Origin of the sequence: Citrobacter sp. CK189 (genome assembly GCF_030333505.1) — a bacterium.
GTDB classification, from domain to species: Bacteria; Pseudomonadota; Gammaproteobacteria; order Enterobacterales; family Enterobacteriaceae; genus Citrobacter_B; species Citrobacter_B koseri.
In genome coordinates this window covers 1,217,627-1,231,469 of the sequence record NZ_JAOWFV010000038.1, presented here as the reverse complement: position 1 = coordinate 1,231,469, position 13,843 = coordinate 1,217,627, and the positions used below count along the sequence as shown (strand labels likewise).

The 13,843-nt window shown below is 53.1% G+C and carries 12 protein-coding genes; 6 read left to right on the top strand and 6 right to left on the bottom strand.

Annotated elements, in window-relative coordinates:
- The 4 genes from OGV83_RS15680 to OGV83_RS15665 form a co-directional block, all read right to left on the bottom strand.
- On the bottom strand, positions 1-614 hold a 614-nt coding region (locus tag OGV83_RS15680; RefSeq protein WP_012132456.1), incomplete at its 3' end, for a dimethylsulfoxide reductase iron-sulfur subunit DmsB.
- A 10-nt stretch (positions 615-624) separates the two neighbouring features.
- On the bottom strand, positions 625-3,060 hold the full coding sequence (gene ynfF, locus OGV83_RS15675; protein ID WP_047457179.1) for a selenate/tellurate reductase subunit YnfF: 2,436 nt from the start codon (positions 3,058-3,060) through the stop codon (positions 625-627).
- A gap of 142 nt (positions 3,061-3,202) precedes the next feature.
- Complete coding sequence (gene ynfE, locus OGV83_RS15670; protein ID WP_353654426.1) at positions 3,203-5,641, bottom strand: selenate/tellurate reductase subunit YnfE; 2,439 nt, start codon at positions 5,639-5,641, stop codon at positions 3,203-3,205.
- Between the two features lie 171 nt (positions 5,642-5,812).
- Positions 5,813-6,121: a DUF1161 domain-containing protein gene (locus tag OGV83_RS15665; protein WP_104868686.1), complete on the bottom strand. Its 309-nt coding sequence runs from the start codon at positions 6,119-6,121 to the stop codon at positions 5,813-5,815.
- 103 nt (positions 6,122-6,224) lie between these two features.
- Between OGV83_RS15665 and OGV83_RS15660 the strand changes: the two genes are divergently transcribed.
- The gene (locus tag OGV83_RS15660; RefSeq protein WP_286463990.1) at positions 6,225-6,959 is read left to right on the top strand and encodes a YnfC family lipoprotein; all 735 of its coding nucleotides are present in this window, start codon (positions 6,225-6,227) and stop codon (positions 6,957-6,959) included.
- A gap of 4 nt (positions 6,960-6,963) precedes the next feature.
- Here OGV83_RS15660 and speG read toward each other — a convergent pair whose 3' ends face one another.
- Both speG and OGV83_RS15650 read right to left on the bottom strand, forming a co-directional pair.
- The gene (speG, locus tag OGV83_RS15655) at positions 6,964-7,524 is read right to left on the bottom strand and encodes a spermidine N1-acetyltransferase (protein WP_012132451.1); all 561 of its coding nucleotides are present in this window, start codon (positions 7,522-7,524) and stop codon (positions 6,964-6,966) included.
- 34 nt (positions 7,525-7,558) lie between these two features.
- Entirely contained in the window at positions 7,559-7,900 is a 342-nt protein-coding gene (locus tag OGV83_RS15650) for a DUF1283 family protein (protein ID WP_012132450.1), read from the bottom strand.
- 145 nt (positions 7,901-8,045) lie between these two features.
- Between OGV83_RS15650 and OGV83_RS15645 the strand changes: the two genes are divergently transcribed.
- The 5 genes from OGV83_RS15645 (at position 8,046) to OGV83_RS15625 (ending at position 13,810) form a co-directional block, all read left to right on the top strand.
- A complete protein-coding gene (locus tag OGV83_RS15645) occupies positions 8,046-8,372 on the top strand; it encodes a YnfA family protein (protein ID WP_024130346.1) in 327 nt (108 codons plus the stop codon).
- 109 nt (positions 8,373-8,481) lie between these two features.
- The gene (gene rspA / locus OGV83_RS15640) at positions 8,482-9,696 is read left to right on the top strand and encodes a starvation-sensing protein RspA (RefSeq protein WP_012132448.1); all 1,215 of its coding nucleotides are present in this window, start codon (positions 8,482-8,484) and stop codon (positions 9,694-9,696) included.
- A gap of 13 nt (positions 9,697-9,709) precedes the next feature.
- Positions 9,710-10,729 carry a Zn-dependent oxidoreductase gene (locus OGV83_RS15635; protein ID WP_286463988.1) on the top strand — a complete coding sequence of 340 codons (1,020 nt, stop codon included), beginning with the start codon at positions 9,710-9,712 and terminating at the stop codon, positions 10,727-10,729.
- Positions 10,730-10,782: 53 nt separating this feature from the next.
- Positions 10,783-12,162 (top strand): MFS transporter, encoded by a 1,380-nt coding sequence (locus tag OGV83_RS15630; RefSeq protein ID WP_012132446.1) that lies wholly within the window; start codon positions 10,783-10,785, stop codon positions 12,160-12,162.
- A 175-nt stretch (positions 12,163-12,337) separates the two neighbouring features.
- Positions 12,338-13,810 carry a mannitol dehydrogenase family protein gene (locus OGV83_RS15625; protein ID WP_286463984.1) on the top strand — a complete coding sequence of 491 codons (1,473 nt, stop codon included), beginning with the start codon at positions 12,338-12,340 and terminating at the stop codon, positions 13,808-13,810.
- Positions 13,811-13,843: the final 33 nt, after the last annotated feature.

Below are 13,843 nucleotides of genomic sequence, written 5' to 3'. Positions count from 1 at the left end.
ACCTCCTTCGGATTTGCCAGATAACCCGTGGTATCCCCGGTCGGGCGGCTGTTGGCGTTGGGTTTAATCACAATGTTCGGTCTGGTGAAGTGCGCACCCGGCAGCGGCGCAACGGCCGCCAGCGTGCCATGTTTCTTCCGCAGCTCTTCTATCGGGCCAAAGTCCAGCGCGCGCAGCGGGCAGGACTCGACGCAGATCGGTTTTTTGCCGTCGGCAACGCGGTCATGACAGCCGTCGCATTTGGTCATGTGGCCTTTGGCGGCGTTGTACTGCGGCGCACCGTACGGGCAGGCCATATGGCAGTAGCGACAGCCGATGCAGACATCCTCATCCACCACCACAAAACCGTCCTCGCGTTTGTGCATCGCGCCACTCGGGCACACTTTCGTGCAGGCCGGGTCTTCGCAGTGGTTGCAGGAGATGGAAAGATAGTAGGCAAAGACATTCTGGTGCCAGACGCCATTGTCCTCCTGCCAGTCGCCGCCCGCATATTCATAGATGCGACGGAAGCTGACGTCCGGGGTTAAATCTTTGTAGTCTTTGCAGGCCAGTTCGCAGGTTTTGCAACCGGTGCAACGACTGGAGTCAATAAAAAATCCATATTGGGTTGTCATCGGTTACTCCTTATACCTTCTCAACCTGAACGAGATTGCTGTGAGACGGGTTCCCCTTCGCCAGCGGAGAAGGACGATGTGATGTCAGAATGTTGATGGAACCGCCGTGATCGACCTGGTCGCCAAACATATCCGCCTTGAGCCAGGCGCCTTGCCCGATGGCGGTAACGCCCGGCAAAATGCGCGGCGTGACTTTTGCCGGGATCAGCATCTGCCCGTTATTGTTAAATACGCGCACCGTGTCGCCCTGTTTGATGTTGCGCGCTTTCGCGTCAATGGGGTTAATCCAGATCTCTTGCGGGCACGCTTGCTGCAACACATCAATATTGCCGTAGCTGGAGTGGGTGCGGGCTTTATAGTGAAAGCCGGTCAATTGCAGCGGATAGGTTATTCGGATGGGATCGTCCCAGCCATCAAACCCTGGCGCATAGGCGGGCAGCGGATGAACGATCTCATCGTTTTCCAGCTCCCAGGTGTCGGCGATGGTCGCCAGCCGCTCGGAGTAGATTTCAATCTTCCCTGATGGCGTTTTCAGCGGACTGGAGGCAGGATCTTCGCGGAATGCGCGGAAGGCGACATAGTGTTCCTCCGGGCATTTTTTCTTGAAGATGCCGGTGGTTTTCATCTCTTCGTAGTCCGGCATTTCCGGGTTACGCGCTTTGGTTTTGGCATGCAGGTATTTCACCCACTCGTGCTGGGTACGGCCTTCCGTAAATGTCTGGTAGACATCCGGGCCGAGGCGTCTGGCGATTTCGCTCAGCGTCCAGTAGATCGGCTTTCTTTCAAATTTTGGTGAGGTGGCCGGTTGCCCCAGGATGACATAACCCATGTTGCCTGCGGATTCGTGCGAAATAAGATCTTCCTGTTCCGTTGGCATCAGGTCCGGCAGCAGAATGTCGCAGTATTTTGCGGACGCCGTCATGAAGTGCTCAATCCCGACGATCATTTCGCACTTGCTGTCGTCCTGTAATACGTCATGGGTGTGGGCGATGTTGCCATGCTGGTTAATCAGCGTATTGCTGGCGTAGCACCACATAAATTTGATCGGGACATCAAGCTTATCTTTACCGCGCACGCCGTCGCGTGTGGCGGTCATTTCCGCGCCATGATCGATGGCGTCTGTCCAGGTAAAAACGGAGATCTGCGTTTTTACCGGGTTATCCAGCATAGAAAACCACTCTACGCCGAGGTCCCAGGTGCCTTCACGCACGCCGGAGTTGCCGCCGTTGATCCCGACGTTGCCGGTCAGGATAGAGAGCATGGCGATCGCGCGCGCAGTCTGTTCGCCATTGGAGTGACGCTGCGGCCCCCAGCCCTGACAGATATACGCCGGTTTTGCCGAGCCGATTTCCCGTGCCAGCTGGATGATTTTTTCCGCCGGGATACTGGTGATATGTGCGGCCCATTCCGGTGTTTTGGCAATACCGTCCGGGCCATCGCCCAGAATATAGGCTTTATAGTGCGCATTACGCGGCGCGCTGGCGGGTAAGGTCGTTTCGTCGTAACCGACGCAGTATTTATCGAGGAAAGGCTTGTCGATCAGATTTTCGGTGATGAGTACCCAGGCGATTCCCGCCGCCAGCGCGGCATCAGTACCGGGACGAATAGGGAGCCATTCATCTTCGCGCCCCGCCGCCGTATCGTTATAACGCGGATCGATGACGATCATTCTGGCGTTGGAGCGTTCGCGAGCCTGTTCCACATAGTAGGTCACGCCGCCGCCGCTCATGCGCGTTTCTGCCGGGTTGTTGCCGAACATTACCACCAGTTTACTGTTGGCGATGTCATCCGGGCTGTTGCCGTCATTCGTGCCGAACATATAACTCATTGCGGCGCTGATTTGTGCGGTACTGTAGCTGCCGTAACGGCTGAGATAACCACCGCATGAGTTCATCAGACGATAAGGCACGTTGGAGTTCGTGATGTTCCCGCCATCCACGCCGGTGCCATACAGCACATGTACGGCTTCGTTGCCGTAATCTTTCAGAATACGCTTCAGGTTGTCGCCAATGGTATCCAGCGCTTCATCCCAGCTGATACGTTCAAATTTGCCTTCGCCGCGTTTACCGACGCGTTTCATCGGGTATTTAAGGCGATCCGGGTGATTCATACGGCGACGGATCGAGCGTCCGCGCAGGCAGGCCCGCACCTGATGATTGCCGTAGACGTCATCGCCGGTTGTGTCGGACTCGACCCAGTACACCGCATCATCTTTCACATGCAGCCGTAGCAGACAGCGACTCCCGCAGTTGACGGTACAGGAACTCCAGACCGCTTTTTCTTCCACTGGCGCAGGCGAAAGGCCGTCAGCGGCGCGGGCGATTCGGGAGAAAGGAAGCGTGAAGGCGCTACTGGCGAGCGCGAGACCACTAATGGCGGATGTTTTCACCAGACTACGACGGCTGATCGTGGCCGTCATGAGCGCCTCAGGCGTGGTGATTTTCATAGTTACTCACTTTGCTTATTGATTAAAAAAAAGAAACGCGATTTATAAAATTTGTTTTTACAGGACGTTGGTTTGTTCGCATGACCGATGGACGTGCGAACACATCCCCCGAAACGCCTGTAATCGTTTCAGGGGATGGGGGTTACACTTTCTCGATTTCGACCAGATTGGTGTGCTGCGGATTTCCTTTCGCCAGCGGAGAGGGGCGCTGCGTCGTTAACGTATTCACGCAGGCGCCATGATCGATGCGATCGCCTGACATATCGGCATCATGCCAGGCGCCCTGGCCCATCGCGCTCACGCCGGGGAGAATGCGTGGCGTGACTTTCGCCGGAATGCGGACTTCGCCGCGATCGTTAAATACCCGCACCATATCCCCGTTGGCGATACCGCGTTTTTGCGCATCCACGGGGTTAATCCAGACTTCCTGACGGCAGGCGGATTTGAGAACATCAATGTTGCCGTAAGAGGAGTGCGTGCGTGATTTATAATGAAAACCAAAGAGTTGCAGTGGGAATACGCTGCGCTTAGGATCGTCCCATCCTTCGAACGTTGAAGCATAAATGGGAAGCGGGCTGATGACGTCGTCTTTTTCCAGCTCCCAGGTTTGGGCGATTTTAGCCAGGCGGCTGGAGTAAATTTCTATCTTGCCGGACGGCGTTTTCAGCGGGTTTGCCTGTGGGTCTTCACGGAATTTTTTATAGGCCACGAAATGGCCGTTGGGATCTTTACGCTTGTAGATCCCCATTTTTTTCAGCTCGTCATAGCCCGGTAACTCCGGGTCTTTAGCCAGCATTTTGGCGTACAGATATTGCAGCCACTGTTCCTGGGTTCGCCCCTCGGTAAACCTCTGGTGCACGTCCGGGCCCAGCCGCTTCGCGACTTCGCTCATTATCCAGTAAATGGGCTTACGCTCGAATTTAGGGGCGGTCGCGGGCTGGATGAAGATTAAATAACCCATATTGCCCGCATAGTCGTTAGGAATGATATCTTCCTGTTCTACCGTCATCAGGTCCGGCAACAGAATATCGGCGTATTTCGCGGAAGAGGTCATAAAGTTGTCGATGACCACGATCATTTCGCACTTCGATTCGTCTTGCAGGATCGCGTGTGTTTTATTGATATCCGAATGCTGGTTGGTGATGGTATTGCCCGCGTAATTCCAGATGAACTTGATCGGCACATCCAGCTTTTCTTTACCGCGCACGCCGTCGCGCAGGGCGGTCATTTCCGGGCCGCGGGCAATGGCGTCCGTCCAGGTAAACACGGAGATCTGCGTTTTTACCGGGTTTTCCGGTAACGGCATGCGTTCAATGGTGATGGTGTAGGTGGATTCACGCGCGCCGCTGTTCCCGCCGTGAATACCGACATTGCCCGTCAGAATCGGCAGCATCGCAATCGCGCGAGCGGTGAGTTCACCGTTCGCCTGACGCTGCGGGCCCCATCCCTGACAAATACAGGCCGGTTTAGCCGCGCCAATCTCTCTGGCGAGCTTAATGATGCGATCCGCCGGAATACCGGTAATGCGCGACGCCCACGCAGGCGTTTTGGCCGTGCCGTCTTCGCCCTGGCCCAGAATATAGGCTTTATAGTGACCATTCGCTGGCGCATCGGCCGGTAGCGTTTTTTCGTCGTAACCCACGCAGTAGTTGTCGAGGAAAGGCTGGTCGACAAGATCTTCGGTGATGAGCACCCAGGCCAGTCCGGCGACCAGCGCGGCATCTGTGCCGGGACGAATAGGTATCCATTCGTCTTCACGTCCTGCCGCGGTATCGGTATAGCGTGGATCGATAACGATCATGCGCGCATTTGAGCGTTCCCTGGCCTGTTCCAGGAACCAGGTAATTCCGCCGCCGCTCATACGGGTTTCTGCCGGGTTATTACCGAACATCACCACCAGTTTGGTGTTCTCGATATCGGAGGTGCTGTTACCCTCGTTCGAACCATAGGTGTAGGGCATGGCCGCCGCGATTTGCGCGGTGCTGTAGGTGCCATAGTGACTAAGAAAACCGCCGTAACAGTTCATCAGGCGGGCCACCAGAGAGGCATAAGGCGAGGAGCGGGTGATGTTGCCGCCGACGATACCGGAGGTGTAGTTAATGTACACCGCCTCGTTACCGTATTTATCGACCGTGTTTTTCAGGCTGTTGCTGATGGTATCCAGCGCTTCTTCCCAACTGATGCGCTCAAATTTTCCTTCGCCGCGTTTGCCTGTGCGTTTCATCGGGTAGTTGAGGCGATCAGGATGGTTAATTCGCCGACGGATTGAACGTCCGCGCAGGCAAGCGCGCACCTGGTGATTGCCATAGACATCTTCGCCGGTGTTGTCGGTTTCCACCCACCAGACTTCATCATCTTTGACGTGGAGACGCAGGGCGCAGCGGCTACCGCAGTTGACCGAACATGCTCCCCAGACCACTTTGTCTTTAGCGGGCTGGATTGCCTGCTGCACGGCAGCCGCCGCGGTACGCATCCCGAAAGGCAAGGAGAGTCCTCCGGCAGCGAGCGCCAGCGATCCTATCGCGGTGGATTTCACTAACGTCCTGCGGCTGATGCCTCCCTGTTGTTCAACATCGGACATAATTCACTCCATTATAGTTATCGTTATATAATTATGTTTATAACGAAATTAATAGGATACTAATGAAAGAGTGATTTTAACCCCTTATAGGTAGGGGTTATTAATCCATGTCAAAATTGAGGGAATCTTTCTAAGAGGGAGTAAGAGCCTGGTATATCAGGCTCTTATCTGTTACTGAGGTTCGACAGCATGCCCGTCCTGAGAAGGACTGGCACTGGCGGGGGCGTTTCCGCTGCTGGTGCGGGTATACAAAATTTTATGGGTATCGTTTGCACAGTGGCCTACGACCTGGGAATCGGGCTGATCCGCCTGGTCATTAGGAACAATAGTTAACGTAAAACTGGACTCCGCCACACCATTGTTAATGATGCGCTGTTCGATGTCGCTTTTGACTCTTTCACATGACTCCGGCGCCGCCAGTACCTGCGGGGAGGCGACGATGAGCAGACACGCTGCAATTCCTGCTGAGATTTTCATCATTCACTCCTTTTATGAACACGATAATGAAAGCTTAGCATTTCTAGTGTAAACAACTGTATTTGCTAATATGATTGAGAATCATCTCCTTATCCTGGTGAATAACGTGAAGAAACAGACCCTGGTGAGCTTTCTGTGTGTGCTGCTTGTTGGATGTGATAACGCCACTGTTCTGGTCTCCTTTACCCCGGAAATGGCCAGCTTTTCCAATGAGTTCGATTTTGATCCGTTGCGCGGCCCGGTTAAAGATTTCAGCCAGACGTTGATGAACGACAAAGGGGAAGTGACGAAGCGCATCAGCGGAACGCTTTCGCAGGAAGGCTGCTTTGATACGCTGGAACTGCACGATCTGGAAAGCAATACCGGGTTGGCGTTGGTACTGGATGCAAACTACTACCGCGATGCCGAGACGATGGAGAAAAGAGTGCGCTTGCAGGGGAAATGCCAGTTGGCGGAGTTGCCCTCGGCAGGCGTGGTCTGGGATACGGACGATAACGGTTTTGTTGTTTCCGCAACGGGAAGAGAGACGAAGGTACAGTACCGCTATGATGCGGAAGGGTATCCGTTGGGTAAGACCACCATCAGTAAAGACAAAACGTTATCCATTGATGCAAAACCGTCGGCGGACCCGCTTAAAAAGCTCGACTATACGGCGGTCAGCCTGCTGAACGATCGCCCGTTAGGCAATGTGAAGCAGACGTGTGAATATGATAATTACGCCAATCCGATCAACTGCCAGCTTGTGATCGTTGATGAAAGCGTCGAACCCGCCGTTGCGCGGAGCTATACCATTAAAAATACGATTGATTATTACCCGGCTGCGTCTGACACAGCCGGGTAGCGGCTTACTGTGCGGTAGGCTTCAGCAGGCTTGAGCCTGGCGTTTTGTGATCGTCCAGATATTGCTGCTGGAAAATGCACATACGAATGGTGTTGCGGTATTGGCCATTGATAAAGAACTCATGAATCAGTTCACCTTCAACCATAAAACCTAACTTACGGTAAATGTGAATGGCTTTTTCGTTTTCTTTATCAACGATCAGATACAGCTTATAAAGGTTGAGTACGGTGAATCCGTAGTCCATCGCCAGCTTCGCTGCGCGCGAAGCCAGCCCTTTTCCCTGGTATTCCGGCGAGATGATGATTTGAAACTCAGCCCGGCGGTGAACGTGATTAATTTCTACCAGTTCGACCAGACCGGCTTTTTCGCCGTTGCACTCCACGACAAAGCGCCGTTCGCTCTGGTCATGAATGTGCTTATCATACAGGTCAGACAGCTCGACAAACGCTTCGTACGGCTCTTCAAACCAGTAACGCATTACGCTGGCGTTGTTATCAAGCTGGTGGACGAATCGTAAATCTTCGCGCTCCAGCGGGCGCAACTTAACACTGTTGGCGTGGGTCATTTTGTGTCCTTACCGTCTGTCGCTCAACGCACTGTTATGGCGCAACGGTACGGCCAGTACGACGATCCAGGCAACGCAGCGTATTCGGTTCCCAGTACGCGTTAAGGTTGGCGCTCTGCTCGCACTTGTCGCGGTTATCAAACGCGGCGTCGGCTTTGTCCCACTCTTTCTCCGTGCGCGTGTTCACTTTCTGGCGCAGGCTGCGGGTATCATTCCATTGTTCCTTTTCCATGGCTGCGTGTTGGCGGCTTTGCGCGCTGTCTCCAGATTCAATGATCAGTTTGCTGGTATTCGCGAATGCGGAGGTGGTATACACGACAGCACCCAGCGCAAGCATTGCCGTCAGGCACAGGCGTTTGCTAAGTGTATTGTTCATGGTTAATTCCTTTCATGATAGAGGGATAAAACTTGTTTAAATTCTACACCATTCCTGGCGCAGGGCATACCCATCCTGCGGGTATGGATACGAAGGCGCTATTCTGGCGTATCATGCTTAAACCTGACGTAACGCAATGATGATGATGCTAAAAACAACACTTCTTTTTTTCATGACCGCACTGTGCGAAATCGTGGGCTGTTTTCTGCCCTGGCTATGGTTGAAGCGGGGCGCGACGGCCTGGCTGCTGGTTCCGGCGGGAGTCTCACTGGCGTTATTCGTCTGGCTGCTGACGTTGCATCCGGCCGCCAGCGGCCGCGTCTATGCGGCTTATGGCGGGGTCTATGTCTGTACTGCGCTGTTATGGTTACGCTTTGTTGACGGCGTCAGACTCAGTCTTTATGACTGGTCAGGCGCACTGATCGCACTCTGTGGAATGCTGATTATCGTTGCCGGGTGGGGGCGCGCTTAAGCGCCTTATTTTGTGATCGATGAGCGATTTTTTGATCATTATACTTGTATGGTAGTAGTTCAGGTGTGTAAATTTCCTGCATCGCACAGAAGAGATGTAAGGAACAACAATGAAGATTGTAGGGGCTGAAGTTTTTGTCACATGTCCGGGACGTAACTTTGTCACGCTGAAAATCACCACCGAGGACGGTATCACCGGCCTGGGCGACGCTACCCTGAATGGCCGTGAGCTGTCGGTGGCATCCTATCTGAAAGATCACCTTTGCCCGCAGCTTATTGGCCGCGATGCGCACCGTATCGAAGATATCTGGCAGTTCTTTTATAAAGGCGCCTACTGGCGTCGCGGGCCGGTCACGATGTCTGCCATTTCAGCCGTTGACATGGCGCTGTGGGATATCAAAGCGAAAGCCGCCAACATGCCGCTGTATCAGTTGCTGGGCGGCGCATCCCGCGAAGGCGTGATGGTCTATTGCCACACGACGGGTCACACCATTGATGATGTGCTGGAAGATTATGCGCGTCACAAAGAGATGGGGTTTAAAGCGATTCGCGTGCAGTGCGGCGTGCCGGGTATGAAAACCACCTACGGCATGTCTAAAGGCAAAGGTCTGGCCTACGAACCCGCTACGAAAGGCCAGTGGCCGGAAGAGCAACTCTGGTCAACCGAGAAATACCTCGATTTCACGCCGAAACTGTTTGACGCCGTACGTGCTGAATTTGGTTTTGAAGAGCATTTGCTTCACGACATGCACCACCGCCTGACGCCGATTGAAGCCGCCCGTTTTGGTAAGCGCGTTGAGGATTATCGTCTGTTCTGGATGGAAGACCCGACGCCTGCGGAAAACCAGGAATGCTTCCGTCTGATTCGTCAGCATACGGTGACGCCGATTGCCGTCGGGGAAGTGTTCAACAGCATCTGGGACTGCAAGCAGCTCATTGAAGAGCAACTGATTGATTATATCCGCACCACCATTACCCATGCTGGCGGCATTACGGGGATGCGCCGCATTGCGGATTTTGCCTCGCTTTACCAGGTGCGCACGGGGTCTCATGGGCCTTCTGATTTGTCGCCGGTTTGCATGGCCGCAGCGCTTCACTTTGATCTGTGGGTGCCTAACTTTGGCGTCCAGGAATACATGGGGTACTCCGAACAAATGCTTGATGTCTTCCCGCATAGCTGGACGTTCGATAACGGCTATATGCACCCAGGCGACAAGCCGGGTCTTGGTATTGAGTTTGATGAAAAACTGGCGGCGAAATATCCGTATGACCCTGCGTATTTGCCGGTCGCCCGTCTGGAAGATGGCACGTTGTGGAACTGGTAAGGAGTGATATGACATGAAAAGTATAGTGATTGAAAAACCTGACACGCTGGTTTTAGCGGAGCGTCCTATCCCTGAGCCTGCGGCCGGGGACGTTCGGGTTAAAGTGAAACTGGCGGGGATCTGCGGTTCTGATAGCCATATCTATCGTGGGCATAATCCTTTTGCAAAGTATCCGCGTGTTATCGGGCATGAATTTTTTGGTGTGATTGACGCCGTGGGCGAAGGTGTTAGCCGCGCCAGAGTGGGGGAACGCGTATCGGTCGATCCCGTCATCAGTTGCGGGCATTGCTATCCCTGTTCAATAGGCAAGCCCAATGTATGTACCTCGCTGGTTGTTCTGGGCGTACACCGCGACGGCGGATTTAGTGAATATGCGGTCGTTCCGGCGAAAAACGCGTTTACGATCCCGGATGCCATTGCTGATAAGCACGCGGTGATGGTTGAACCTTTCACCATTGCGGCGAACGTCACCGGGCAGGTTAATCCGACAGAGAACGATATTGCGCTGATTTATGGCGCAGGGCCGATGGGACTGACGACGGTTCAGGCGCTGAAGGGCGTTTATAACGTTAAAGAGGTGATTGTTGCCGATCGTATTGATGAACGACTGGAGATGGCGAAAGAAAGCGGCGCCGACTGGGTTATCAATAATGGACAGCAATCTCTGCAAGATTACCTGGATGAAAAAGGGTTAAAACCGACGCTGATCGTCGATGCGGCGTGTCATCCGTCTATTTTACAAGAAGCCATCTCGCTGGCGTCGCCCGCCGCGCGCATTGTACTGATGGGGTTCTCCAGCGATCCTTGCCAGATTGTGCAGCAGGGGATTACCGGCAAGGAGCTGTCAATTTATTCCTCCCGTTTGAATGCGAATAAATTCCCGGTCGTTATTGGCTGGCTGGAAAAAGGTCTGATCGATCCCGATAAGCTCGTCACGCATACGTTTAATTATCACCATGTCACTGACGCGATTGAATTGTTTGAGAAAGACCAACGGCACTGCTGCAAGGTTTTACTCACATTCTCTGAATAATATTAATAAATGCGAGAGAGTGGTACGCATCTTACCTCTTAGAGATTGCCAATATGACTCAACAAAAACATGAACGGTCAACAAAAGATTTAATCAGAGCCGCCGTATCCGGTTGGCTGGGAACCGCCCTTGAATTTATGGATTTCCAGTTATATTCTCTGGGCGCTGCATTAGTTTTCCATGAAATATTTTTCCCGGAACAGTCCGCCGCAATGGCGCTTATTCTGGCGATGGGAACCTACGGCGCAGGATATATCGCACGTATTGTCGGCGCGTTTATTTTCGGCAAAATGGGCGACAGTATTGGGCGTAAAAAAGTCTTGTTTATTACTATCACCATGATGGGGATTTGTACAACCCTCATTGGGGTTCTGCCGACCTATGCGCAAATTGGTATATTTGCGCCTGTTTTACTGGTGACGTTACGTATTGTTCAGGGGTTAGGCGCCGGGGCGGAGATCTCCGGGGCGGGAACGATGCTGGCTGAGTATGCGCCTAAAGGGAAACGCGGCATTATTTCCTCGCTTGTCGCAATGGGAACAAACTGCGGTACGCTGAGCGCAACGGCAATCTGGGCAGTGATGTTCTTTGCGCTTGACAGAGAACAGCTTCTGGCCTGGGGATGGCGTATCCCATTCCTGGCGAGCGTTGTTGTCATGATCTTCGCTATCTGGCTGCGTATGAACCTCAAAGAAAGCCCGGTATTTGAAAAGGTCAATGAAAGCGAAAATGCGCCAGCGTTAAATAACGCATCAGAAAACACATTGGGTGCCATGTTTAGCAGTAAATCCTTCTGGCTGGCAACCGGTTTACGTTTCGGTCAGGCGGGCAATTCTGGATTAATTCAGACATTCCTTGCAGGATATTTAGTGCAGACGTTATTATTCAATAAGGCGATTCCTACCGACGCGTTAATGATTAGCTCTGTCATCGGTTTTATTACTATTCCACTTTTGGGGTGGTTATCTGATAAATATGGTCGCCGCCTGCCTTATATTTTATTGAATATATCTGCGATTATTCTTGCGTACCCGATGTTGTCTATCATCGTGGATAAAACCTATAGCCCTGGCGTGATTATGACCGCGCTTATTGTTATTCATAACTTTGCCGTGCTGGGTCTCTTCGCGCTGGAAAACATTACGATGGCCGAGATGTTTGGTTCGCGTAATCGCTTTACCCGGATGGCGATTTCAAAAGAAGCCGGTGGATTAGTCGCCGTTGGATTTGGTCCTGTACTGGCAGGTATTTTCTGTAATATGACCGATTCCTGGTTGCCTATATTAGCGATGATCATTGCCTATTCTCTTATCGGCTTAATTTCAGCGATTTTGATGCCGGAAGTGAGAGATCGCGATCTGAGCGTGCTGGAGGATGCAGCGGACCTAAAGGCGGCAAGTAGCGTTCAGGGGTCGGCAACGCAGGTAGGGTAACGTCGCACAGGGCATGACCGGAATGGACAGGGAATGTTGAATTTCGGTCATGTTGTCACATAACTTTAAAATGATGTCATACCAATTGCAAAAAGCTTAATTCAAATCAAATCATACAACCCTACAGGCGTTACTCTGAGACGGTCCTGAATTCATTCATACAATAGGTCATACCATGCAAAACAAGCTCTTAACGGCTAAGGCTTCGCTTCCTCATTACGATCGCGCCAGACTGGTTCCTCGCATTGTGCATTTGGGCTTTGGCGCATTCCATCGCGCGCATCAGGGTGTCTACGCAGATATCCTCGCGGCGGAACACAACAGCGACTGGGGATACTGTGAAGTCAACCTGATTGGCGGCGAGCAGCAGATTGCCGACCTGAAACAGCAAGACAACCTGTATACCGTGGCGGAAATGTCAGCGGATGCCTGGACCGCAAGGGTTGTTGGGGTGGTAAAAAACGCGCTGCACGCGCAGGTTGACGGTCTGGAAACCGTCCTGGCCGCCATGTGCGAGCCGCAGGTGGCGATTGTTTCCCTGACGATTACAGAAAAAGGGTACTGCCACTCTCCGGCGACCGGTCAGTTGATGCTGGATCACCCGATGATCGCCGCCGATCTGCAAAACCCGCAGCAGCCAAAATCCGCGCCTGGCGTGGTGGTGGAAGCGCTGGCGCGTCGTAAAGCGGCTGGCCTGGCGCCATTTACCGTGATGTCCTGCGATAACATGCCTGAAAATGGTCACGTCATGCGCAATGTGGTTACTGCCTATGCCCGTGCGGTAGATGCAGAACTGGCCGCGTGGATTGAGCAACATGTGACGTTCCCGTCCACGATGGTTGATCGTATTGTACCTGCGGTGACGGCTGACACGCTGGATAAGATCGAACAGTTAACCGGCGTACGCGACCCTGCAGGTGTGGCGTGTGAACCGTTCCGCCAGTGGGTGATTGAGGATAATTTTGTCGCGGGTCGCCCTGAATGGGAAAAAGCGGGCGCTGAACTGGTGGCAGATGTTATCCCGTTCGAAGAGATGAAACTGCGTATGCTTAATGGTAGTCACTCATTCCTGGCGTACCTCGGGTATCTGGCGGGCTATCAGCACATTAATGACTGCATGGAAGATGAAAATTACCGCCTGGCCGCGCATGCGTTGATGTTGCAGGAACAGGCGCCGACGCTGAAAGTGAAGGGGGTGGATCTGAAGCGTTATGCCGATTTGCTGATCGCGCGCTACAGCAACCCGGCGTTGCGTCACCGTACCTGGCAGATTGCGATGGACGGTAGCCAGAAACTGCCGCAGCGTATGCTGGACTCCGTTCGCTGGCATATCGCGCATAACAGCCGTTTCGACCTGCTGGCCTTAGGCGTGGCGGGCTGGATGCGTTACGTTGGCGGCGTTGATGAGCAGGGGAATCCGATTGAAATTAGTGATCCGCTGCTGCCGGTTATTCAGCAAGCGGTTCAGGGCAGTGAAGAAGGGGAAAGTCGCGTTCAGGCGCTGCTGGCCATTGATGCGATTTTCGGTAACGAATTGCCGCACGTTGAGCTGTTTACGAATAAGGTGAAAGAAGCGTATCTGTCGCTGCTTGCCAACGGTGCGAAAGCAGCCGTTGCAAAATATGCGGCGAATATCGCATCAGCGTAATCTCTGCATGGTTGTAGGCCGGATAAGGCGGTT